At 62.9% G+C, this 24149-nt stretch carries 18 protein-coding genes; 12 read left to right on the plus strand and 6 right to left on the minus strand.

The window, feature by feature from the left end; genetic code table 11:
- Nucleotides 1-279 precede the first annotated feature (279 nt).
- Genes U0004_RS16190 through U0004_RS16205 form a run of 4 tightly spaced genes read left to right on the plus strand, consistent with a single transcriptional unit; the run spans nucleotide 280 to nucleotide 8770 of the window.
- A complete protein-coding gene (locus U0004_RS16190; protein ID WP_115057623.1) occupies nucleotides 280-3756 on the plus strand; it encodes a response regulator in 3477 nt (1158 codons plus the stop codon).
- Between the two features lie 55 nt (nucleotides 3757-3811).
- Nucleotides 3812-4690, plus strand: a complete 879-nt coding sequence (locus tag U0004_RS16195) for a CheR family methyltransferase (RefSeq protein ID WP_081345421.1) — start codon at nucleotides 3812-3814, stop codon at nucleotides 4688-4690.
- Complete coding sequence (locus U0004_RS16200; RefSeq protein ID WP_070253740.1) at nucleotides 4687-5877, plus strand: hybrid sensor histidine kinase/response regulator; 1191 nt, start codon at nucleotides 4687-4689, stop codon at nucleotides 5875-5877. The genes U0004_RS16195 and U0004_RS16200 overlap by 4 nt, the downstream gene beginning before the upstream one ends.
- A gap of 7 nt (nucleotides 5878-5884) precedes the next feature.
- Nucleotides 5885-8770, plus strand: coding sequence for a hybrid sensor histidine kinase/response regulator (locus U0004_RS16205; RefSeq protein ID WP_070253741.1), 2886 nt, complete (start codon nucleotides 5885-5887; stop codon nucleotides 8768-8770).
- Nucleotides 8771-8774: 4 nt separating this feature from the next.
- Here the strand turns inward: U0004_RS16205 and U0004_RS16210 are convergent, their stop codons facing one another.
- Together U0004_RS16210 and U0004_RS16215 are read right to left on the minus strand one after the other, a co-directional pair.
- Complete coding sequence (locus U0004_RS16210; RefSeq protein ID WP_070253742.1) at nucleotides 8775-10070, minus strand: response regulator; 1296 nt, start codon at nucleotides 10068-10070, stop codon at nucleotides 8775-8777.
- Between the two features lie 90 nt (nucleotides 10071-10160).
- Nucleotides 10161-11975, minus strand: a complete 1815-nt coding sequence (locus U0004_RS16215; RefSeq protein ID WP_254675973.1) for a PAS domain-containing protein — start codon at nucleotides 11973-11975, stop codon at nucleotides 10161-10163.
- A gap of 140 nt (nucleotides 11976-12115) precedes the next feature.
- Here U0004_RS16215 and U0004_RS16220 point away from each other — a divergent pair, with 140 nt between their 5' ends.
- From U0004_RS16220 to U0004_RS16230, 3 genes are all read left to right on the plus strand, one after another.
- Nucleotides 12116-13030 carry an alpha/beta hydrolase gene (locus U0004_RS16220; protein WP_070253744.1) on the plus strand — a complete coding sequence of 305 codons (915 nt, stop codon included), beginning with the start codon at nucleotides 12116-12118 and terminating at the stop codon, nucleotides 13028-13030.
- 12 nt (nucleotides 13031-13042) lie between these two features.
- On the plus strand, nucleotides 13043-13564 hold the full coding sequence (locus U0004_RS16225) for a demethoxyubiquinone hydroxylase family protein (RefSeq protein ID WP_070253745.1): 522 nt from the start codon (nucleotides 13043-13045) through the stop codon (nucleotides 13562-13564).
- 248 nt (nucleotides 13565-13812) lie between these two features.
- Nucleotides 13813-14235, plus strand: a complete 423-nt coding sequence (locus tag U0004_RS16230; protein WP_070253746.1) for a hypothetical protein — start codon at nucleotides 13813-13815, stop codon at nucleotides 14233-14235.
- Nucleotides 14236-14493: 258 nt separating this feature from the next.
- On the opposite strand, the gene U0004_RS16235 is transcribed toward U0004_RS16230, so the two are convergent.
- Entirely contained in the window at nucleotides 14494-15024 is a 531-nt protein-coding gene (locus tag U0004_RS16235; RefSeq protein ID WP_034784585.1) for an SRPBCC family protein, read from the minus strand.
- A 130-nt stretch (nucleotides 15025-15154) separates the two neighbouring features.
- Here U0004_RS16235 and U0004_RS16240 point away from each other — a divergent pair, with 130 nt between their 5' ends.
- From U0004_RS16240 to U0004_RS16255, 4 genes are read left to right on the plus strand one after another with little or no spacing between them, the layout of a single operon-like run.
- On the plus strand, nucleotides 15155-15589 hold the full coding sequence (locus U0004_RS16240; RefSeq protein ID WP_070253747.1) for a MarR family winged helix-turn-helix transcriptional regulator: 435 nt from the start codon (nucleotides 15155-15157) through the stop codon (nucleotides 15587-15589).
- Nucleotides 15586-17160 carry a DHA2 family efflux MFS transporter permease subunit gene (locus U0004_RS16245; RefSeq protein WP_070253748.1) on the plus strand — a complete coding sequence of 525 codons (1575 nt, stop codon included), beginning with the start codon at nucleotides 15586-15588 and terminating at the stop codon, nucleotides 17158-17160. Before U0004_RS16240 ends, U0004_RS16245 begins: the two co-directional genes overlap by 4 nt.
- A gap of 17 nt (nucleotides 17161-17177) precedes the next feature.
- Nucleotides 17178-18626 carry an efflux transporter outer membrane subunit gene (locus tag U0004_RS16250; RefSeq protein WP_115057502.1) on the plus strand — a complete coding sequence of 483 codons (1449 nt, stop codon included), beginning with the start codon at nucleotides 17178-17180 and terminating at the stop codon, nucleotides 18624-18626.
- Between the two features lie 21 nt (nucleotides 18627-18647).
- Nucleotides 18648-19817, plus strand: coding sequence for an HlyD family secretion protein (locus tag U0004_RS16255; RefSeq protein WP_070253750.1), 1170 nt, complete (start codon nucleotides 18648-18650; stop codon nucleotides 19815-19817).
- Nucleotides 19818-19918: 101 nt separating this feature from the next.
- Here U0004_RS16255 and fusA read toward each other — a convergent pair whose 3' ends face one another.
- Entirely contained in the window at nucleotides 19919-22027 is a 2109-nt protein-coding gene (gene fusA, locus U0004_RS16260) for an elongation factor G (protein WP_070253760.1), read from the minus strand.
- Between the two features lie 359 nt (nucleotides 22028-22386).
- Here fusA and U0004_RS16265 point away from each other — a divergent pair, with 359 nt between their 5' ends.
- Nucleotides 22387-23445, plus strand: a complete 1059-nt coding sequence (locus U0004_RS16265; RefSeq protein ID WP_034784590.1) for a phospholipase A — start codon at nucleotides 22387-22389, stop codon at nucleotides 23443-23445.
- A gap of 63 nt (nucleotides 23446-23508) precedes the next feature.
- On the opposite strand, the gene U0004_RS16270 is transcribed toward U0004_RS16265, so the two are convergent.
- Nucleotides 23509-23706, minus strand: a complete 198-nt coding sequence (locus U0004_RS16270) for a hypothetical protein (protein WP_034784591.1) — start codon at nucleotides 23704-23706, stop codon at nucleotides 23509-23511.
- A gap of 153 nt (nucleotides 23707-23859) precedes the next feature.
- Nucleotides 23860-24108, minus strand: a complete 249-nt coding sequence (locus tag U0004_RS16275) for a hypothetical protein (protein WP_034784592.1) — start codon at nucleotides 24106-24108, stop codon at nucleotides 23860-23862.
- Nucleotides 24109-24149 lie beyond the last annotated feature (41 nt).

Here is a 24149-nt window from a genome sequence, read left to right on the forward strand (position 1 = left end):
CCTCCTGCATGGGCTCTGGCTTGCACACGGCGGCCGTCCGCAAGAACGCCACCACCTCCTGCATCTTAGGATGGCAACAGCCAATCTCGTTGATCTGCCTCAATCGTGGCCAACTTGATTTTTCCTTGACTTTCATCCGTGCGCTACCACGCTTTACACAGTCTTGTAAGTCGGAAATTGTCCCCAAGGCTGTTATGCTAGCGCACGCTATGCTTGACCACCAGAAAGCTTGCATTTCAATTAAAATTGATTTTTTCGCGACAGCCTTATACGGACATGATGAATACCAAGACCCCGATCGATTCCTTCAGCTTTCGCCGCATCCTCGCCCGCAATGTCACCTTGCCGCTGGTCATCGGGGTCATCACGGCCCTCGTGTTTGTCGGCCTCATCGCTTACCTGCTCTCGGCCCTGCGCTCGGTCGAGCATTCCGAACGGGTGATCGGCAATGCAAATGAAGTCATGAAGTTGTCGGTCGACCTGGAAACGGGCATGCGCGGCTACCTGCTGACGGGCGACGAAACGTTTTTGGCGCCATATAAATCGGGCAAGGCGAAGATCGCCGTCGAAATGACCACCCTGCTGGAACTGGTATCCGACAGTCCCATCCAGGTGGACCGCTTGCGCCGCATCCGCGCGCTGCAAGGCCAGTGGCTCGATTACGCCGAAGGCGTGATCGCCCAGCGCCGCAGCAACCAGGAATTCCTCGCGCGCGTGCGCCAGGGTGAAGGCAAGCTGGAATTTGACGAAATCCGCCGCGAATTCCTCACTTTCCTGTCCATGGAACAGCGGCTGCGCCAGGAAAGGGCCGATACGGCCGAAAGCCGCACCATGCTGGCCGTGGTCGTATTCCTCGTCCTCAGCCTGGGATTGTCGGGCCTGCTGGCCTATCTGGGACGGCGCGAACTGCTGCGCCTGTCCGATATCTACAACGATGCGCTCGAACAGCGCGGCAAGGACAACGACGTGCTGCAGGAGCAAGCCTGGCTGCGCACGGGCCAGACGGAACTGGCGGCGCACACGAGCGGCCAGCTGGGCCTGCCGCAACTGGGACGTCACGTGCTCGATTTCCTGGCCCACCGCCTCGACGTGGCCGTCGCCACCCTGTACGTCGTCGACGAGGATGGCAGCCTGCGCCGCACGGCCGTGTACGGTTTCAACGACCAGGGCGTGAAGGACAAGCAAGTCTTCAAGCTGGGCGAAGGCCTGGTGGGCGAGACGGCGCGCGAAAAACGCCTCAAGCATATACGGCAGGTGCCCGACGATTACCTGACCGTGACGTCAAGCCTGGGCCGCGGCACGCCGCTGGAACTGGTCTTGACGCCAGTCAACAATGAAGGCGCCGTCAACGGCGTCATCGAATTGGGCTTTACGCATCCCGTCAGTCCCCGCGCCAAGGAATGGCTGAACCTGATTGCGGCGAATGTCGGCACCTCGCTGGAAGCGGCCCTGTACCGCCAGCGCCTGCAAAATGTGCTGGAAGAAACGCAGCAACTGAATGAAGAACTGGAAGTGCAGCAGGAAGAACTGCGCACGGCCAATGAAGAGCTGGGCGAGCAGTCGCGCGTGCTGGAACAGTCGCAAGCCCACCTGGAAGAGCAAAAGGCGGCGCTGGAGCAGTCGAACGAGCAGCTGGCCGTGCAGGCGCTGTCGCTGGACCAGAAAAACATGGCCATCGGCGAAGCGCATGCCCAGCTGGAAGCCCGTGCGGAAGAGTTGCAGCGGGCCAGCCGCTACAAGTCCGAATTCCTGGCGAACATGTCGCATGAGCTGCGCACGCCGCTGAACAGCTCGCTCATCCTGTCGAAACTGCTGTCGGACAATACCAGCGGCAACCTGACGCCGGAGCAAGTGACCTTCGCGCAAACCATTTATTCGGCCGGCAACGACTTACTCACCCTTATCAACGATATCCTCGACATTTCCAAGGTCGAGGCGGGCAAGCTGGAACTGACGCCGGAAGCAGTGCCCTTCGACGAACTGCTCAGCAGCATGAGGATGCTGTTCGGTGCCCAGGCGCAGCAAAAGAAACTGGTATTTGACATCAAGGTGGCGCCTGACGCCCCGCCGTCATTCGTCAGCGACCGCCAGCGCCTCGAGCAAATCCTGAAAAACCTGCTGTCGAACGCCATCAAGTTCACCGATGCGGGCACGGTATCGCTGCACGTGAACACCGGTGCCGCCGGCCAGGTGCGCTTCCAGGTGCAGGATACGGGCATCGGCATCGCCGACGACCAGCAGCACAAGATTTTCGACGCCTTCCACCAGGCCGACGGCACCACCAGCCGCCGCTATGGCGGCACGGGCCTGGGCCTGTCGATTTCGCGCGACCTGGCCGCCTTGCTCGGCGGCAGCATCGAACTGGCCAGCACACCTGGCCAGGGCAGCACGTTCACCCTCGTGCTGCCGGCCGCCATGCCGGAACGCGCAGTGGAAGCGGCGGCAGTACCCACGGCCGCGCCGCAAGCACCCGCCGCGGCCGCCGCGCCCAAGGCGACGCCCGCCGCCAAGCCCGTGCCGCTGCCCACCTTCCAGGATGACAGGAATAGCGTGCCGGCTGTCAAGACCGGCCAGCGTTCCGTGCTGGTGATCGAGGATGAACCGTCGTTTGCCGGCATCCTGTTCGACCTCGCGCATGAAATGCAATACCGCTGCCTGGTGGCGCACGGCGCCGACGAAGGCTTGCGCCTGGCGGAAGAATTCCTGCCCGACGCCATCCTGCTCGACATGGGCCTGCCGGACCGCCCGGGCTTGCTGGTCTTGCAGCAGCTCAAGGAAAACCCGCTGACGCGCCACATTCCCGTGCACATCGTCTCCGGCAATGACCAGATCCAGGAAGCCATGCAGCTGGGCGCCATCGGTTACGCCACCAAGCCGCGCACGCGCGAGCAGTTGAAGGAAGTGTTCCGCAAGCTCGAATCGAAGTTTACGCAGCAGATGAAACGCATCCTGCTGGTCGAGGACGACGAACGCCAGCGTGAAAGCGTGGTGCACCTGATTAGCGACGACGACGTGGAAATCACGGCAGTGGCCCTGGGCGAGCAGGCGCTGGAATTGCTGAAAACGCAGATTTTCGACTGCATGATCATCGACTTGAAGCTGCCCGATATCCAGGGCAACGAATTGCTCGAACGCATGGAACATGAAGAGCTGTGCTCGTTCCCGCCCGTCATCGTCTACACGGGCCGCAACCTGAGCCGCGAAGAAGAAGCGGACCTGATGAAGTATTCGCGTTCCATCATCATCAAGGGCGCCCGCTCGCCCGAGCGCCTGCTCGACGAAGTCACCCTCTTCCTGCACAAGGTGGAGTCCGAACTGTCGAGCGAGCGCCAGGGCATGCTGCAGCAGGTGCGCAGCCGCGAACGCGTGTTTGAAGGGCGCAAGATTTTGCTGGTGGACGACGACGTGCGCAATATCTTTGCCCTGACGAATGCGCTGGAACAGAAAGGCGTGGTGGTGGAAATCGGCCGCAACGGCTTCGAAGCCATCAGCAAGCTCAACAGCGTAGACGATATCGACCTCGTGTTGATGGATGTCATGATGCCGGGCATGGATGGCCTGGAAGCGACGCGCTTGATACGCGCCGACGGCCGCTACAACAAGCTGCCCATCATCGCAATCACGGCCAAGGCCATGAAGAATGACCAGGAAGAATGCCTGCAGGCGGGCGCCTCCGATTACCTGGCCAAGCCGATCGACCTGGACCGCCTGTATTCGCTGCTGCGCGTATGGATGCCGAAGATGGAACGCATGTGATGCAACATCGCCTGCGCCACCGGCCTCTGCTGCGCCATCGATTGGAGCGTCACTGATGTCGCTGCGTTACACGGATGCGCAACTGCAGGCGCTGATGGAAGCGATCTATCAGCGCTACAGCTATGATTTTCGCGACTACTCGCTGCCCTCGCAGCGGCGCCGCCTGAATCAGGCGCTCGAACGCTTCCATTGCGCCGACTTGACTGCCTTGCAACAGCTGGTGCTCGGCGATGCGACCGCCTTTGGCAAGCTGCTGCAGATTTTGACTGTACCAGTCACGCAAATGTTCCGCGACCCGGCGTTTTTTCTCGCCTTGCGCGAACAGGTGGTGCCCGTGCTGAAAACCTACCCGTCGCCGACGATCTGGGTGGCCGGCTGCTGCACGGGCGAAGAAGCGCTGTCGCTGGCCATCGTGCTGCACGAGGAAGGCTTGCTTGAACGCAGCACGATTTACGCCACCGATATCAATCCGCAAGCGCTGGCCACGGCCGCGCGCGGCGTGTATCCGCTGCACCGGCTCGATGAATATGGCGCCAACTACCTGGCCGCGGGCGGCCTGGGCCAGCTGGCCGACTATTACACGGTCGAACATGTCACTGCGCGTTTCCAGCAGCGCCTGCTCGACAGGATCAACTTTGCCGACCACAGCCTGTCCACGGACAGCGTTTTTATTGAAACGCAATTGATTTGCTGCCGTAACGTGCTGATTTACTTCAACAAAACCTTGCAGGAACGGGCCCTGGGCCTGTTCCACGATTCGCTGTGCCACCGGGGTTTCCTGGGCCTGGGCAGCAAGGAAAGCACGCATTTCACCCGCTTTGCCGCCGACTTCGAGCCATTGCCGGGTCCCGAAAAGCTCTACCGCAAGCGTGCGCCGTCGCACGCTGCTTCCCACTACGCTGGACGGCAAAGCCATGCCAGGAATGAAACATGATGAATGAAACAAGCACCAAACTGCTGATCGTCGACGATTTGCCGGAAAACTTGCGCGCGCTCAATGCGCTGATCCGCGAGAGCGACCGCAGCGTCTACCAGGCCTCCTCAGGCGAAGAAGCGCTGGCCCTGCTACTGGAGCACGATTTCGCGCTGGCCATCCTCGACGTGCAGATGCCGGAAATGGATGGTTTTGAACTGGCGCAATTGATGCGCGGCACGGAAAAGACGCGCCACATCCCCATCGTCTTCGTCACGGCCGCTGGCAAGGAAATGAATTTCGCCTTCCAGGGCTATGAAAGCGGCGCCGTCGATTTCCTGCACAAGCCGCTCGACATCAATGCCGTGCAAAGCAAGGTCAATGTGTTCGTTGCCCTGCACCAGCAGCGCAGCGAAACGCGGCGCCAGGTACAGGCGCTCGAGCACAGCCGCCTGCAGCAGGAAGCGCTGCTGAAGGAATTGCGCGCCACGCAAGCGGAACTGCAGCGCTCGCTGCGCCTGCGCGACGAATTCATGTCCATGGTGGCGCACGAACTGCGCACCCCATTAAATACGTTATTCCTCGAGACGCAGATGCGCACCGTCAACCTGGAACGGGGCAACCTGGCCGCCTTTGAACCGGAAAAGCTGGGCAAGATGGTGGCGCGCGACGGGCGGCAAATCCGCAGCATGGTGCGCCTGATCGACGACATGCTCGACGTCTCGCGCATCACCAGCGGCAAGCTGTCGATCCGCCGCGAAGCCGTCGACCTGACCAGCCTCGTGCGCCGGGTGGCTGACGACCTGGCACCGTATGCGGCCACGACGGGCAGCGTGCTGGAAGTGCTGGCCTTCGAACCCATCCAGGGTTTCTGGGATGCCTTCCGCGTCGAGCAAATTGTTGTCAACCTGATCAGCAATGCCGTGCGCTACGGCCAGGGCCAGCCTGTGGAAATCAGCCTGGCGCACACGCAGAACAGCGCCGTCATCGAAGTGCGCGACCATGGCATCGGCATCAACGCGCGCGACCAGGAACGCATTTTCGACGCCTTCGAACGCGTCATCCACCAGGACCGCACTGGCGGCCTGGGCCTGGGCCTGTTCATCACCAAGCAACTGGTCGATGCGCATGGCGGCGCCATCACCTTGCAAAGCCAGCCCGGCAATGGCGCCCTGTTCAGCGTCACCCTGCCGCTGGCCGGCAGCTGAGGCCCGCATGACCACCTCCCCTGCCACCAGCAGCCAGGCCGGCGCCAGCGGCGTCGCCTTTTTGCTGCAACTGGAGCGCCGGCTGCGCCTGCTGCAAGACACGGGCGAGATCCTTTCCCTGTCGGCGCAGCTGCTGGGGCAACGCCTGGGCGCCCAGCAAGTAGCCTGTTTCGATATCGACCAGGCCCTGCAGTGCCCCACCCTCCAGCATGCGTGGAGCGATGGCCTGGCGCCGGGCGCCGCCGGCGAGTATTTCCTCGGCGATTACGCGGCAGGCCTGGCCGAGGCGCTCGGCGCGGGCCAGGCGCTGGCCGTGAGCGATGTGGCAAGCGACCCGCGCACGGCCATGCCGGCCGCACTGGCCACGTTTGCGCGGCTGGGCATCCGTGCCTTCCTCAACATTCCCATTGCCAAGGATGGCCAGCTGGCGGCCCTGTTCGTCGTGCACAGCCGCACGGCGCGCCTGTGGCATGCGGACGAAATCGAACTGGCCGTGCAAGTGTCGGAACGGGTCTGGTCGACCATTTTGCGGGCCCAGGCGGAAGCGCGGCTGCGCACCCTCAGTGCCAGCATGGAAACGCAAGTGGCCGAACGCACGCGCGAGTTCGGCCGCACCTGGAACGTCAGCCCCGATTTGCTGGGCGTGCTCAACCTCGACGGCTATTTCGAACATTCGAACCCAGCCTGGCAAGCCACCCTGGGCTGGTCGGCAGAGGAAATCCGCACGACGAAGTTCCTGGAACTGATCCATCCCGAGGACTTGCCGCGCACGCATGCGGCCTGGGAGGCGGCCAACCAGGGCCAGCCTGCCTTGCGCTTCGAAAACCGCTACCGCCACAAGCTGGGCGGCTGGCACTGGCTGTCGTGGGTGGCCGTGCCCGAAGGCGACAAGGTGTATTGCAGCGCGCGCGACATCACGGTGGAAAAGAAGCTGGAAGCGGACCTGGCCGCGCGCAACAGCGAGCGCGAACGGCTGTGGCGCAGCGCGCAAGACCTGATGGTGGCCATCGATGCCGAAGGCTGCTTCGCCGCCGTCAACCCGGCCGCCGGCGCCATCCTGGGCTGGCTGCCCGAGGAAATGCTGGGCCGCAGCATCTTCGATTTCGTGCTGCCCGAGGACGCCGCCGCCACGCGCCAGGCCTTGCTGCAGGTCGGCAAGGAATCCATGCCCAGCTTTGAAAACCGCTACCGGCACCGCGATGGCGGCCACCGCTGGCTGTCGTGGGTGGCGGCGCCCGAAGGCGACCTGGTGTTTGCCACCGGGCGCCATGTCACCCTGGAAAAAGAGGCACAAAACACCTTGCACAGCATGCAGGAATCGTTGCGCCACAGCGAAATGGCCCTGCTGCAATCGCAAAAACTCGAAGCGCTGGGCAAGCTGACGGGCGGCGTGGCCCATGATTTCAATAACGTCCTGCAAATTATCTCCGGCAATCTGCAACTGCTGCAGCTGGGCCTGGACGACGACCCGCTGGCCGCCAAGCGCATCGCCAGCGCCTCTGCCGCCGTGGAACGGGGTGCCAAGCTGTCGGCCCAGTTGCTGGCCTTTGCGCGGCGCCAGCCATTGAAACCGCTGGTGACGGACCTGGCGCAACTGCTGCGCGCAACGGAAGAGCTGCTGCGGCGCGCCACCGGTGAAACCATCGAAACGCGCTTGCTGCTGGCCGACAATTGCTGGCGCGCCCTGGTCGACCCGCACCAGCTGGAAAACGTTATCCTCAACCTGGCCATCAATGCGCGCGACGCCATGGATGGCCAGGGCCAGCTGACCATCGAACTGAGCAACTGCGTGCTGGGCAACGACTACGCGGCCCGCCATGCGGACGTGACGCCCGGCGACTACGTGCAGCTGGCCGTCTCGGACACGGGAACGGGCATTCCCGCGGAACTGCTGGACAAGATTTTCGAACCGTTCTTTACCACCAAGCGCGAAGGCGAAGGCACGGGACTGGGCCTGTCCATGGCCTACGGTTTCCTGCGCCAGAGCGGCGGCCACCTGACGGTGGACAGTTTACCGGGCCATGGCAGCACCTTCCGCATCTATCTGCCGCGTTCGCTTGAAGCGGAAACGGAACTGCCGCTGCAACTGGGCGGCCCCGTGCTGGGCGGCAAGGAAACCATCCTTGTCGTGGAAGACGACGTGCAGGTGCAGACGACGGTGGTGGACATGCTGCGCGGCCTCGGCTATGTCGTGCTGCGCGCCAGCGATGGCGAAAGCGCGCTGGCCATCATCGGCAGCGGCGTCCCCATCGACCTGCTGTTTACGGACGTGGTGATGCCGGGCAAGGTGGCCAGCACGGCGCTGGCGCGCCAGGCCCGCGCGCTGCTGCCGCAGCTGGCCGTGCTGTTTACCTCGGGCTACACGCAGGACGCCATGATGCAGGGAGGCCGGCTGGAACCGGGCGTCGAATTGTTGAGTAAGCCCTACCGGCGCGAAGACCTGGCGCGGCGCATCCGCCACTTGCTGGCCAATGGCCGCCACGTGACGGCCCTGCACCAGTACCGCGCGCAGCTGGCGCCGCAGTCTCCCACGCCCGCGCAATCGGAGGCGCGACATATCCTATTGGTGGAAGACAATGCGGACGCGCGCGCCATGACGGGCGAGCTGCTGGACATGCTGGGACACACGGTGCTGGCCGTGGGCACGGCCGAGGAAGCCTTGCCCCTGCTGGGCACGCCGGGACTGGAGCTGTTGCTGACCGATATCAGCCTGCCGCAGATGTCGGGCGTCGAGCTGGCCGAGGTTGCGGCGCGCGACCATCCGCAGCTGGAAGTGGTGTTTTCCACCGGCCATGCGCCAGCCAATTCCGGCGTGCTTGACCCGCAGGCGCGCTTCCTGGTGAAACCATTTACCATGGAACAATTGCAGCAAGCCTTGCTGCCGCCGGACTAACCATCTAGTAAACGTCGAGCCGGCGCGCCTTCAGTGCGCCGGCCAGCTCTTCCAGGCCAAACGGCTTGCGCAGGAAGCGCGCGCTGGCGTCCTGCATCAGGCTGGCGCCCCAGTCGTGGCCGGAAGCAAACACCACGTCCAGCTGCGGCCAGTGCGCGCGCGCATGGCGCGCCAGTTCCAGGCCGGACATGGTGGGCAGGCTGATGTCCGTCACCAGCACGTCCAGGCCCGGCAAGGCCAGCAGGGGCAAGGCTTCCTCCGCGCTGGACACGCCGTGCACGGTGTGGCCCAGCATATTGAGCATTTCCGTCGTCATTTCGCGTGCATCGTCATTATCTTCCACCAGCAGGATGCGCCGCCCGGACGGGTCGGGCGCGCCCACCAGGCGGCGGTCGGCCAGCAAATGGCGGATGCGCCGCGCCAGGTCTTCGCGCTGGTAGGGCTTGCTCAACAGCTCCACGCCCGGGTCCAGCCGCCCGCCCTGCATGATGGCATTGTGCGTGTAACCCGAGGTAAACAGGATGGCCAGCTCCGGCAGCAGCAATTTGGCCTGCTGCGCCAGCTCCTTGCTGCTGACGGGGCCCGGCATCACCACATCTGTAAACAACAGGTCGATGGCCACGCCTGTGCCCAGCAGGGCCAGCGCCGAGGCGCCATCGTCCGCATGCAGCACGTCGTAGCCGAGGCCGCGCAGCATGTCGACCACGGTATGCTGCACAGGAGCATCGTCTTCCACCACGAGGATGGTCTCGCTGCCGCCCAGCACGGGGCCCGTCAGGCCTGGTGGCGGCTCGGCCAGCGTTTCCAGCGAACGGGGCAGGTAAATCTTGAACGTCGTGCCGGCGCCCGGCGCGCTGTGCACCTTGATGTGGCCCGCGCTCTGGCGGATGAAGCCGTAAGCCATGGACAGGCCCAGGCCCGTGCCCTCGCCTTCACGCTTGGTCGTGAAGAAAGGCTCGAATATCTGGTCGATCACGTCGCGCGCCATGCCATGGCCCGTGTCGGTGATGGTCAGCAGCACGTATTGCCCCTCCAGCACGTCCGCATGCCGGCTGGCGTAGGCGGCATCCAGCGTGACATTGCTCAAGGTAAAAGTCAGGCGCCCGCCCTTCTGCATCGCGTCGCGCGCGTTGATGGCCATGTTCAGCAGCACGTTTTCCATCTGGTTCGGGTCGACCAGGGTATGCCACAAGCCTTCGCTGATGAAGGTTTCCTCGGCAATCGCTTCGCCCAGCGCGCGCCGGATCAGCTCATGCATGCGGCGCAGCAAGCGCCCCAGGTCCGTCACCAGCGGCCGCAACGGTTGACGCCGCGCAAAGGCCAGCAGTTGCGACGACAGCTTGGCGCCCCGCTCGACGGCCGATGCGGCCGAAGCGAGGCGCCTGGCCGCCTACGGATTGTCGGCCACCGTCAGTTTCAGCAACTGCAGATTACCCGAGATAATTTGCAGCACGTTGTTGAAATCGTGTGCCACGCCGCCCGTCAGCTTGCCGATCGATTCCAGCTTTTGCGCCTGCAATAAGGCTTGCTCGCTGCGCACCAGCGCCAGCCGCGCTTCCTTTTCATCGGTGACGTCGCGGCCGATGGCGTGGATCAGCTTTTGCGCCGGCACGGCCGTCCAGGAAATCCAGCGGTAGCCGCCATCGCGGCGCCGGTAGCGATTTTCCATGCGCAAGGTGGGCGCGCCATGGGCCAGGCGCGACAAGTCCTTCAAGGCGGCCATGCGGTCGTCGGGATGCACGAGGCTGATGAAATCCATGCCCAGCGACTCGATTTCCGGCCGGTCCAGGATCTGGCTCCAGGCGGGATTGACGGCGATGATCATGCCGGCCAGGTCCGCCACCAGCATGATGTCGGTCGACAGCCGCCACATGCGGTCGCGGTCGGCAGTGCGGTTGGCCATTTCCACTTCCAGCGAGGAATTCAGGTAAGCCATCTTTTCCAGCACGTTCTTCTGTTCCTGCACGTCCGTATTCGTGCCCACCCAGCGCAGCACCGTGCCCGCCTCGTCGAACAGCGGCAAGGCGCGCGCCAGGAACCAGCGGTAGGCGCCGTCGCTGGCGCGGCGCATGCGGAACTCGTGTTCATAGGCGCTGGCGGTAGCGACGGCCCGGTCCCAGCTCTGCTGGGTGGACAGCATGTCGTCCGGATGCACGCAGTGGCGAAAACCGCTGGTGACCAGCGACTTCAGCGATTGCCCCGTGTATTCGCAGACCTGCTCGTTGACCCAGTAGGTGGCGCCGCTGCCATGCGCCAGCCAGGCCTGGTTCGGCATGGTGGACGCGAGCGAACGGAACTGCGCTTCGCTGTCGAGCAAGGCGTTGCGCGCCTGCCAGTGCTCGTCGATATCCTCGCACGAGCCATACCACTTCACGGGCTGGCCCCGCTCGTCGAGCCGGCAGTAGGCGCGCGAATGCACCCAGCGGTACTGGCCGTCCTGCCGGCGCACGCGCATTTCCTGGTCGAAAGGTTGACCACTGCCCACCGCTTCGCTCCAGGCCGCCAGGGAATGGGGCACGTCCTCGGGGTGGATGGCGTCCAGCCAGCTGGTGCCCAGGCCATTGCCGCCCGTCCATTCGCGCCAGCGCTGCGCCACATAATCGAGCTTGCCGTCGACGTCTGCCGTCCACAGCACTTGCGTGTTCAGTTCGATGGCGTAATGGAAGTGTTCGCGGCTGTCGTGCAGCGCCTGTTCCAGCTGGCCCCGTTCGATGACATGCGCGGCCACGCGCGCGGCCAGCGCCAGCAATTCGATCTCGGGTTGCGTGGGATGGCATGGCGCCTGGAAAAACAGGCCCAGCACGCCCAGGATATGCCCCTTGGCGCCAAACACGGGGGCGACCCAGCAGGCACGGTAGCCGTGCAGCATGGCTTCCTTGCGGCCCGCGCTCCAGTGCACGTCGCGCGTGATGTCGCCGCAATACACGGGTGCGCCGGAAAAGGCGGCCGTGCCGAACGGGGATGGCTGGTCGCCGCCGTGGCGCAAGGCCAGGCACAGGTCTTGTGGCAGGCTGGGCGCGGACAAGCCGCAAAAGCGGTCGGCTTCGTCGATGAGCACCAGGCAGGCATGCGCGCCGCCGTCGGCCAGGTCTTGCAGCGCCTGCAACAAATGCTCCAATGCATGGGCCAGGTTGGCGCCTGCCGCGATGCTGCCCAGCGCAGTATGCTCGGCGTCCAGCAAGGAAAGAATGTTGTTTGCGTGCACCGTGTCGATAAGGGGAAAACTGATGCCCGAAATATACCATGGGGCACCCCTCTTGCAGGAGGAAAACAGCGCACCGCTTGATCTCTGCGCCCACGCGGCCCTATGCTAAAGTGTTGCTCTCTTCTCAAGCGAATCCCAGCATGCCTACCTCCTTGCCGTCCTCCCTGATCGCCACCGCCCTGCTCGCCTCCGCCCACGGCGCCGTCGCCGCCCCCATGAGCCTGGACGACTACCTGGCCCTGAACGGCCCCCCGCCTACGGCGCAGATCGCCTATGGCCCCGCGCCATCGCAGTACGCGCAACTGTTCCGGCCCGACGGCAGCGGACCGTTTCCCGTCGTCGTGCTCGTGCATGGCGGCTGCTGGACGGTGGCCTTCGGCGGCATCAAGCAGATGCGCAACGTGGCCGGCGCCCTCGTGGCGCAAGGCATCGCCGTATGGAATGTGGAGTACCGGCGGGTGGACGAGCCGGGCGGCGGCTATCCGGGCACCTACGAAGACATGCACGCGGCGCTCGACAGCCTGCAGCAGCACGCGCCCCTGTACCAGCTGGACGTGAACCGCATCGTTGCCATGGGCCACTCGGCCGGCGGCCAGCTGGTGCAGTGGATCGCCGGACGGGAAAAGCTGCCAAAGACCAGCCCCCTGTACCGCGACAAGTTCCTGCCAGTGAAAAACATCGTCAGCCTGGGCGGCCTGGCCGACCTGCGCCATGAAAAGGAATTGATCAAGACCAGCTGCGAGCGCGACATCGCCCAGCTGGCAGGTAGCGCCAGCACCGAGCGCCCCGACATCTACAGCGACACCAACGCGGCCGACCTGATGCCCAACGGCAGCCGCACCGTCCTGATCACAGGCGAGCTCGATACCATCTCCCCACCCCGCGTCGCGCACGACTATGCGGCCAAGGCCCGGCTGGCCGGCGACCATGCGGAAGTGCTGATCTTGCCGGGGGCCAGCCATTATGACGAGATTGCGGCGACGTCGAATGCTTGGGGGATGATTTTGCCGGTGATCAAACAGATGCTGGGGATGGAGAGCGACAAGAGCCAATAAGGCAAGCGATCAATGGATGCGAATACACAGTTTTCAGACCGGGTAATGAAGGTGAACCATGTGGGAGAGCAAGGTGCCATCGGCATTTATACGGGCCAGATCTTCATGGCACGTTGGACGGCAAGCCATATCGTGCAGGAACTGCGCGCCTTCAAGACGCATGAGCGGGAGCACAGGACAATATTTCACGACGTTCTCAAGCGCCGTGGCTTGCCGCGCTGCCGCAGCTATTACCTGTGTGCGGCCGGAGGCTATGCGCTGGGCATCGTCACGGGACTGTGCGGAGCGCGCGCGATCTCGCTGACCACCGTCGCCGTCGAACGGGTGGTCCTCCAACATCTGCGGCACCAACTCACCATGTTGAGCGAGGACGATGACGCGGTACACGCCATTGCAGCGATACTCAGGGACGAGCAGGAACATCACGACCAGACATCGATCTACACGCAAGGCAGCGGGATGTTCGGACGCATGCTGAGCGCTGTGGTGTCCGGCGCCACGGAATCGGTGATCTGGCTGGGGATGCGCCTTTAAGCATCACGAAACACGACGATCTGCACCAGTATCAATACTTATGATATCGAGGGCCACAAGATCGCGTTGTATTTACAGGTCTGCGTACCTGGTGGATTGGCGAGGGAACGCATGCTCAATGAAGGCCGCGAACCTGCCGGCTGAGATTATCCGTTTCTCATTTCAACTGATACTATTGGCCCGGGCGGCAAGCGGCCAGAAGCGGACAGTCGGCAATTGACCAATTAAGCTTTACTCAGAAAGTCAGCATGTCTCACCGTGATCCTTTTGATGTTATTTCATCCACCGTTGATCTGGATGATCCGGTAGAGCACGGTGATGCTCAACGCTTTATGGTTAACGCCCTGGCTCGGGTGATCGAATATCTACCCGTTACCGCGCAGTCTTCTGTTTTGGCTGCTAAACGATATCTTGAGGGCGCGGCAACGGATAGCGAGGCCTTAGCTGTCCGGGTGAGGCTTTGGGAGACCATCCGAGGACGCGATATGTCGGATGACCCTGAGGTGTTGCGTATCAGAACCACGATTTGTGCGCTGCACGGCATGGACGCTGAAGCACCTTACGACAAGTTGGAGTACTTTCTGTTTTTTTGGGAGCGCAGCGGCTTAAGCATGGTCGAGCTAGCTGGAGCTATGTTCGACACATACGGCGTTGTTTATCACGACGCTTAATCTGCTGCGGTGGCATATGTCGAATGCGTCATATCTATGTCTGCTTCGGGGCGAAAGCAGACCTTCCTCAACCGCAAACTGCCAGCAACAGCAAGAACACGCCCGCGCCTCAAATAAAGGCTCCCGGGGCCCAGCGAGCCTGAAAAATGGCCAGGGCAAGGCGCGCGGGCGAAGACAGTACGCATGTACGGCGAGCCCAAGCAACGCAGCCATGGACATTTTCTCAGGCCCGCGGCTCTGGCCCGCCGTTCTTAAATATTACTGAACACGCGCCAGGTACTGGGCCAGCTGGGCGAAGGTAGCCTTAAACCCCTCCTTCATCGACTCAAACCCCTGCTTGAAAGTCTCATGCTGCTCATCCGTGGCCTTGTGCGGCGTGGACCGCAAGGTCATCGTCGTCTTGCCGTTTTCCTCGGTGAGGGTCATGGTATTGAACGATTCCAAAGGCCACGTCGCGCTGACCGGATGCTGCACGGCATTGCCCTGCTTGTCGGCAAACGACAGGATGGAGACGATGCGTTCCGGCGCTTCAATGGACTGGTAAGTGAACTTGCCCCACATCTCATAGCCATTGTCGGCGCGCATGCCGTAGTGGAAGACTCCGCCCGGTTTGAGATCCAGCGCCAGCACGCTCAATTCGAAGCCGACGGGACCCCACCATTGGGCCAGGCGCTCCGGCTCCACCCACGACTGGAATACCAGTTCGCGCGGCGCGTCGAAAGTTTGCGTGATGACAAAGTCGCTGCTGTCGCGGTGCTGTCCGTCCTGCTTCTGTTCTGCGGTGGTCATGGCGCTCTCCTGAGGATGATGGTCTGGCACTAATGTACCAGCGGCGCCGATAAACGGGAAGGCCTGTACGCCTGCCAAACGCGCATGCTAGAATATTAGTTAGAAACCTAACCATTAGACGACTTACCTTATGACTTCTATCGAAGAGCGATTTTCCGCCGCCCTCCACAAGACGGCGCGCGGCTGGCGCCATGCCATCGACCGGCGCCTGAAAGACCTGGACCTGGGGCAAGCGAGCTGGATGTGCATCGCCATGATCGCCAAGTCGCCGCAGCCGCCGTCGCAAAGCGAGCTGGCCCATCAATTAGGCGTGGAAAACCCCACCATGGTGTCGATGCTGGACCGGCTCGTGAAATCGGGCTTCGCGCAGCGCCAGCCATCGGAAACGGACCGCCGCGTGAAACTCGTCGTGCTGACCGAGGCGGGCCTGCAGGTGTATGACACCGTGCGCAAGGAAGCGGATGGCTTCCGCAAGGAACTGCTGCAGGGAATTGATCCCGATCAACTGCGGGCCGCCACCGAACTGCTGGAAGCGTTACAGGCGGCCACGGAGAAATCCGCATGAGTTCGGCCACAGCCAGCACCACACCGGCGCTGCCCGCTTCACAAGACCCCACCCTGAACCGGCGCATGATCACGATTTCGATCATGCTCGCCACCATCATCCAGGCGCTTGACGGCACCATCGCCAACGTCGCCCTGCCCCACATGCAAGGCAGCCTGTCCGCCTCGCAAGACCAGATCACCTGGGTACTCACCTCCTTCATCGTTGCCGCCGCCATCGCCACGCCCCTGACGGGCTGGCTGTGCGACCGTTTCGGCCAGAAGAACACCTTTCTCGTTTCCGTGGCCGGCTTCACGCTCGCTTCCGTGCTGTGCGGCTTGTCCGCCACCCTGTCCGAGATCGTCGCCGCCCGTCTGCTGCAAGGCGTATTCGGCGCGGCGCTGGTGCCGCTGTCGCAGGCGGTGCTGCTCGACATCAATCCGCGCGAGAAACACGGCTCGGCCATGGCCATCTGGGGCATGGGCGTGATGATCGGCCCCATCCTTGGACCGACCTTGGGCGGCTGGCTGACGGACAGCTACAGCTGGCGCTGGGTCTTTTTCATCAATATCCCCATCGGCGCCATGGCCTTCTATGGCATCTGGCGCTACATCCGCAAGGACCCGCCGAACCGCCGCATGAACTTTGACATGTTCGGTTTTGCCACCTTGAGCCTGTCGATCGGCGCGCTGCAGATGCTGCTGGACCGGGGCGAGCAGAACGACTGGTTTTCTTCCACGGAAACGTGGATCGAAGCCATCGTGCTGGCCATGAGCTTGTGCTACTTTATCGCCCATACGGCCTTGCGCCCGGCCGGCAAGTCCTTCCTCGACTATCGATTGCTGAAAAACTCGAACTATGTGAGCGGCTTGCTGTTCATCTTCATCGTCGGCATGGTGCTGTTCGCCACCCGCGCGCTGACGCCGTCGATGCTGCAAGGCTTGATGAACTACCCGGCGGCGATTGCCGGCCTGGTGACGGCGCCCAGCGGGCTGGGCACGATGCTGGCCATGCTGATCGTCGGCAAGCTGACGGGCAGGATCGACACGCGCATCCTGCTGGGCGTGGGCTTTTCGATCACCGCGTTCTCGCTGTGGCAGATGGCCAATTTCACCCTGGACCTGGTGCCGAAGACCGTCGTGTGGAACGGCATCATCCAGGGCATCGGCCTGGGCCTCGTCTTCGTGCCGCTGAGCGCGGCCACGTTTGCCACCCTGTCGCCGCAGATGCGGGCGGAAGGCACGGCCATTTACAGCCTGGTGCGCAATATCGGCAGCAGCATCGGCATCGCCCTCGTGCAGACCTTGTTGGTGCGCAATACGCAGATCGCCCATGCGTCCTTGACGGAACACATCAATATCGCCAACCCGGCCCTGCATGACCCCGCCATTGCCAGCGTCTACAACTTGGGTACGGCTTCCGGCATGGCGGCCTTGAATGGCGAAATCACGCGGCAGGCGTCGATGATCGCCTACCTCGACGACTTCTGGCTGATGATGTGGCTGACCATCCTCGTGCTGCCGCTCTTGCTCCTGATCAAACCCCCGAAGAAGAATGCGCCCGTCGTGGTCGACCACGCGGCCATGGAATAACCCTCATGCACACATCTATGAAACTCTCCCTGCGCATATTGGCGCTCAGTTTGGCCCTGGCCGGCTGCGCCAGCATCCCGCCCGACACGCAACAGTTGCCGCAGCAAGACCTGGCCACGATACAGCTGGCGGCCGACATCCACCTGGCCAGCGAAGGCTGGCCAGCCGCGCAATGGTGGCGCCAGTTCCAGGACGAGCAGCTGGACCAGTTGATTGAAAGCGCCCTGTCCAGCAGCCCGAACCTGGACGTGGCGAATGCCCGCATCGGCTCGGCCCTGTCCGCGTTTGACGCGCAGCATGCGCAGCGCGGCCCCAGGATCGACCTGGGCGCAAATGCCAGCCGCCAGCGCTATTCCGCCAACGGCCTGATGCCAGCCCCCATCGGCGGCAATTACTACAATGAGGTGACCGTGGGCATGCAAGCCCATTACGACCTCGACTGGTGGGGCAAGCACAAGGCGCAGATCGCGGCCAGCCTGGGCGAAGTCAACGCCCGCCGTGCCGAATACGCGATGGCGGAACAGATGCTGGCCGCCGAGATCGCCCGCCACTACTTCAGCATGCAAAATGGCTGGGCCCGCATGGATAACCTGCATGCGCTGGTCAAATTGCAGCAGCAACTGGTGCTGGACAAGGAAAAGCGCATCGCCAACGGCCTCGGTGTCAGCGACGACCATTTGTCCGCGCAAACGCGTCTGAGCTTGCTGCAGCAGCAGATCGCGCTGCTGGAAACGCAGGTCGTCACGGAACGGGAAGCCTTGCGCGCGCTGTTGGGAACATCCTTGGGTGCGGATGCCTCGGCCCTGACCAGCCTGCAGCCGAAAGAAGCACAGGCGCTGCCGCACGCCCTGCCCGGCAAGCTGGGCATGGAATTGCTGGCGCGCCGGCCCGACTTGCAGGCGGCGCGCTGGCGGGTGCAGGCAGCCATGAACAATATCGAAGCGGCGCAGGCATCGTTCTACCCCGATATCGACCTGAGCGCCTCGTTTGGCCTGGATGCGATAACACTGGGCAAGTTGCTGCAGTCCGGCAGCCGCACCCTGTTCATCGGCCCGGCGCTGTCCTTGCCGCTGTTCGACAGCGGCCGCTTGCAGGCGCAGCTCGGCGGCGCACGCAGCCAGCGCAATGAACTGATCGCCGACTACAACCAGAGCGTCTTCAATGTCGTGCGCGACGTGGCGCAGGCCGGCGCCAGGGTGCAGGGCGTGGAAAACCAGCTGCGCCTGCAGCAGGAAAACCTGCGCGCCAGCGAAGCGCAGTTGCGCAATGCGAATGCCCGCCTGAAACAAGGTCTGGCCGACCGCGCCACCCAGCTGAATGCGGAAATGACCGTGCGCGGCCAGGTCGACCTGGGCATGCAGCTGCAAAACCAGCGCCAGAACGCGGAAATCAACTTGACCGTGGCCCTGGGCGGCGGCTACCGGGGCAGCAGCGACTTTTCCGCCAACGCCACGGCCAAACAATAACCATCGATTACGGAATACATCATGAGCAGCGATACCACAGCAACGACCACTCCAACCGAACAGCCCGGCAAGCGCAAGGCCGTCCTCATCGCCATCACGGCCGCCTTTCTCGCGGCTGGCGCGGCCTGGGGCGCGTATTACCAGCTGGTGCTGGCCAAGGAAGAAGTCACGGACAACGCCTATGTAGGCGGCAACCTCGTCACCCTGTCCGCGCAAGTGACGGGCAATGTCGACGCCATCCGCGCCGACGAGACGCAAATGGTGAAAGCGGGCGCGCCCCTGATCACCCTGAACGCCATCGATGCGGAGCTGGCCCTGAGCCAGGCCGAGGCACGGCTGGGCAATGTCGTGCGCCAGGAGCGCGAGCGCTATGCCAATGTGGCGCAATACGACGCCGTCATCGGGCAGCGCCGCCTGGCGCTGGCCACGGCGCAGGGCAACCTGGCGCGCCGCGCGCCGCTGGCGGCGGACCAGACGATTTCCGGCGAAGACCTGGCCCATGCGAAACAGGCCGTCGACGACGCGAAAGCGGCCTTGACGGTGGCCCAGCGCCAGGCCGAATCCGCCAAATCGGGCGTGGCCGGCGTGAACCTGGCCAGCCATCCGGCCGTCCTGTCGGCCCGGAGCGACGTGCTGCAGGCGTGGCTGGCCGTGCGCCGCAATGCCGTGGTCGCGCCCGTCTCGGGCTACGTCGCCAAGCGCAGCGTACAGCTGGGCACGCACGTGACGCCGGGCACGCCCTTGATGTCCATCGTGCCGCTGGACCAGTTATGGGTCGATGCCAACTTCAAGGAATCCGAATTGCGCAATATTCGCGTGGGCCAGGCGGCCACCATCGAAACGGACTTATATGGCAGCAAGGTGGTGTACCACGGCAAGGTACTGGGCATGTCGGCCGGCACGGGCAGCGCGTTTTCCCTGTTGCCGGCGCAAAACGCCACGGGCAACTGGATCAAGGTGGTGCAGCGCGTGCCCGTGCGCGTCACGCTCGACGCCAGGGAACTGGCCGCCCACCAGCTGCGCATCGGCCTGTCGACCACGGTGACGGTCGATACCAGCCATGGCGAAGGCGCGACGTTGGACCAGCCTATGGTGGCCTCCACCGTCTACACGACCAAGGCGCTGGAACAGCCCGTGGACGAGGCGGAGAAGATGGCCGATGCGATCATTGCGCAGAATCTTCTGAATTGATGCGTAGGTCGGGTTAGCGCAACGCGCGTAAGCCGACACCACCAACAGCCTTAGCCAACAATGTTGTCGGATTACGCGAGGCTTTGCCCCGCTAATCCGACCTACTTGGCTTTGCCAGCCGCCGCCACCTGGTCGAGTATATGCTTGGGCACGGCCGCATAGTGCTTGAATTCCATCGTGTAGGTGGCGCGGCCCTGGGTCAGCGACCGCAAGGTGGTGGAATAGCCGAACATCTCGGCCAGCGGCACCAGGGCCTTGACGATGCGCCCCGCGCCGCCGGGGATGTCGTCGACGCCCTGCACCATGCCGCGGCGGGCCGTCAGGTCGCCCATGACGTTGCCCATGAATTCTTCCGGCGTTTCCGCCTCCACCTGCATCATCGGTTCCAGCAGCACGGGCGACGCTTTGCGCATGCCATCCTTGAAGGCGATGGAACCGGCCATGCGAAACGCGTTTTCGTTCGAATCGACGTCGTGGTAGGAGCCGAACGTCAACGTGGCCTTGACGTCGACGACCGGGTAGCCGGCCAGCACGCCCGACTTGAGGGTTTCGGCGATGCCCTTGTCGACGGCGGGGATGAATTCGCGCGGCACCACGCCGCCCTTGATGGCGTCGACGAACTGGTAGCCGGTGCCTGGCGGCAAGGGTTCCAGTTTGAGCACCACGTGGCCGTACTGGCCCCGTCCGCCCGATTGCTTGACGAACTTGCCCTCCACGTCTTCCACCGCGCGCGTGATGGTTTCCCGGTACGCCACCTGCGGCTTGCCGACATTGGCTTCCACGCCGAATTCGCGGCGCATGCGGTCGACCAGGATTTCCAGGTGCAATTCGCCCATGCCCGACATGATGGTCTGGCCCGATTCCTCGTCCGTATGGACCCTGAACGACGGATCTTCCTGCGCCAGGCGGTTCAGGGCGATGCCCATCTTTTCCTGGTCAGGCTTGGTCTTGGGTTCGACAGCCTGGGAAATCACGGGTTCCGGGAAGATCATCTTTTCCAGCACGATGATGTGATCGATGGCGCACAGGGTGTCGCCCGTGGTGACGGCTTTCAGGCCCACGGCGGCGGCGATGTCGCCCGCATACACTTCCTTGATTTCCTTGCGCTCGTTCGCGTGCATCTGCAGGATGCGCCCCAGCCGTTCGCGCGCGCTCTTGGTGGGGTTGTATACCATGTCGCCCGAATTCACCACGCCCGAATACACGCGGAAGAAGGTCAGTTGCCCCACGAACGGGTCCGTCATGATCTTGAAGGCGAGCGCGGCAAAGTGCTCGTCGTCCGTCGGATGGCGCTCCACCTCGTTGTCGTGCTCGTCATGGCCCATGATGGGCGGCACTTCCATCGGTGACGGCAGGTATTCGATGACGGCATCGAGCATCGCCTGCACGCCCTTGTTCTTGAAGGCGCTGCCGCACAGCATGGGCACGATCTCGTTGCGGATGGTGCGCGCGCGCAAAGCTTGCTTGAGCTCGGCTTCCGTAAACGTGTCGCCATTCAGGTAGCGTTCCGTCATCTCCAGCGTGGCTTCGGCCGCGTTCTCGACCATGTGGTCATGCCACTCCTGCGCCTGCGCCTGTAGTTCCGCGGGAATCTCGCCATAGCTGAACTGCACGCCCTGGCTGGCGTCGTCCCAGGTGATGGCGCGCATTTTCAGCAGGTCGATCACGCCCGTGAAATGGTCTTCGGCGCCGATGGGCAGCTGGATGGGCACGGCCACGCCCTTCAGGCGCTCGGCGATCTGCTTGCGCACGCGCAAAAAGTCGGCACCCACCCGGTCCATCTTGTTGATGAAGGCGATGCGCGGCACATGGTATTTATTCGCTTGCCGCCAGACGGTTTCCGATTGCGGCTGCACGCCGCCGACAGCATCGTAGACCATCACGGCGCCGTCGAGCACGCGCATCGAGCGCTCGACCTCGATCGTGAAATCCACGTGGCCCGGCGTATCGATGATATTGATCCTGTGTTCGGGAAAATTGCCTGCCATGCCTTTCCAGAAGGCCGTGGTGGCGGCCGAGGTGATGGTGATGCCCCGTTCCTGTTCCTGTTCCATCCAGTCCATGGTGGCGGCGCCATTGTGCACTTCGCCGATCTTGTGATTGACCCCCGTATAAAACAGGATGCGCTCGGTGGTGGTGGTCTTGCCGGCGTCGATATGGGCGCTGATGCCGATGTTGCGGTAGCGCTCGATAGGTGTTTTGCGGGTCATCACAATCTCCATGGCTAGCCCCGGCATCACTGGGTTTGCGCCGGTTTTCCAGTGTAGCAGACATCGATTTGGGCGGCACGGCAGCGTACCGTTTACCAAGCGCACAACACCAGCAGGCCCGCGCACGTCTGCGACGCGGAGGCTAATTGCGGATTCGGCTATACTTCCCAGACATTAATTTTTGAACTTTAATTCAACAAAGATTAATAAAAATCAATACGCATGGCATCCTGCCATGCAAGGCGACGCCGCCGGCATGCAGCCCAGGTGCGCACCGAACGACATGCCCTACTCAGCTTATGACTATCCAACTAAGAAAAATAATCCTTTCCTCCCTGCTGGCATCGCCGGCGCTGGCCATGGCCGGCGAACTGGAACAGCAAATGCAGCGTTGCGCCGTCCTCGGTGACGCCAGTGCCCGCCTGGGCTGCTTCGACACCCTGGCCAAGGCGGCGGAAAAGGCCACCATCGCGGCCGGCGGCGATCCCGTCACCGCGGCAGTGACCCTGGCTGCCGCTGCCGAGGTCGCGCCCCTCACGCCAGTCAGTCCGCCGGGCGTGGCCACGCCGGACGCCGTCAACGCCGCCATTCCCGCCATCGCGCAGGCTGGCGCGGCGCCACCGGAAGCGCCGATTTCGCGCACGCAGCAATCGTGGGAACTGAATGAAGCGTCCAAGCGCGGCCTGTTCAACTTCCGCCCGCACCGCGACACCTATCTGCTGCTGGCCAATTACAGCGACGCCTCGAACGACGAACCGTTCCAGGATTTTACGCCGGCCGGCATCAAGAGCCAGCATGTTGAATTGACATTCCAGCTCAGCTTCAAGATGAAGCTGCTGGAAGACATCGCCGGCACGCCCATCGACATGTGGTTCGGCTACACGCAACAAAGTTTCTGGCAGGCGTATAACCGCAAGGCATCGAGTCCTTTCCGCGAAACCAATTACCAGCCTGAGCTGATGCTGATCTTGCCGATTAACAAGAATTTCGCTGGCGTGGAATTCAATTACCTGAACTTCGGCCTCGTGCACCAGTCCAACGGACAGACATCGACCCTGTCGCGCAGCTGGAACCGTGTATATGCCGAGCTGGGCATGGAGAAGGACAACCTGGCCGTCACGACGCGCGTCTGGCACCGCCTCGACAATGGCAAGACCGACAATGACAATATCGACATCACCGATTACATGGGGCATGGCGACTTGCGCGTGAGCTACCGCAACAAGGGCCACGAGTACGCCGTGACGGCCCGCCGCAATTTCAGCAAGAAGCATGGCTCCATGCAGGCTAGCTGGGCTTTCCCATTGAAGGCCAACCTGAAAGGCTATCTGCAACTGTTCTCCGGCTATGGCCAGAGCCTGATCGACTACAACTATTCGCAGAAATCGATCGGCGCCGGTTTCATGGTCGACCTGTAAGCCAGGCAGTACCGCAAACAAAAATGGCGCCAATGGCGCCATTTTTTATGGGAAATATCGGGTTTATCGCCGGCCGCCGCCCAGCACGCGCGCCGGCAGCATGACGATGGCGCGCAGTAATTCGAACACGCCTTCCACGCCGATGCCGATCAGGCGGAATGGCAGCAACAGCAGCCAGGCCAGCGGATACAGCACGAGGGCCAGCAAGGCCAGGGGCCAGCACACCAGCAAGAGCAGCAGCCACAGCACGAATCCCAGCATCGCGTTCCCCCTAGAATGAAATGTGCGGAGCAAGCCGTGCTTGCCCCGCTACCGTGACAGCACTATATGAAAGCGCCGCCGCGGCGGCAACGGCCATGCGATGAACTGCGCGCTGCAGGGATGAACGGTGCAAAAACGGGAATGAACGGGGACTTACTGGCCGACGCAAATCACTTTCGTGATGTATTCATGCGCATTCGGCTTCTTGCTGGTGGCCCATTTGATGGCCTGGTTGGCATCTTCGATGGTCATGACGGTGGCCTTGTCCTTCGACTTGATGAAGGACACGCCTTCAAACACGCCTTCCTTGCTGCGCATTACCTTGGCAAACACGGGCGGCCTGGTCTCGCCATCGCTGATTTTGTTCTGTTGCACGAGGTAACGCTGATCGATCTGTTCCATGATAGTAAAGCTGTCCAGTGGGTAAAAGACGAAATATACCC

This window comes from Janthinobacterium lividum, from assembly GCF_034424625.1.
GTDB lineage: Bacteria > Pseudomonadota > Gammaproteobacteria > Burkholderiales > Burkholderiaceae_D > Janthinobacterium > Janthinobacterium lividum.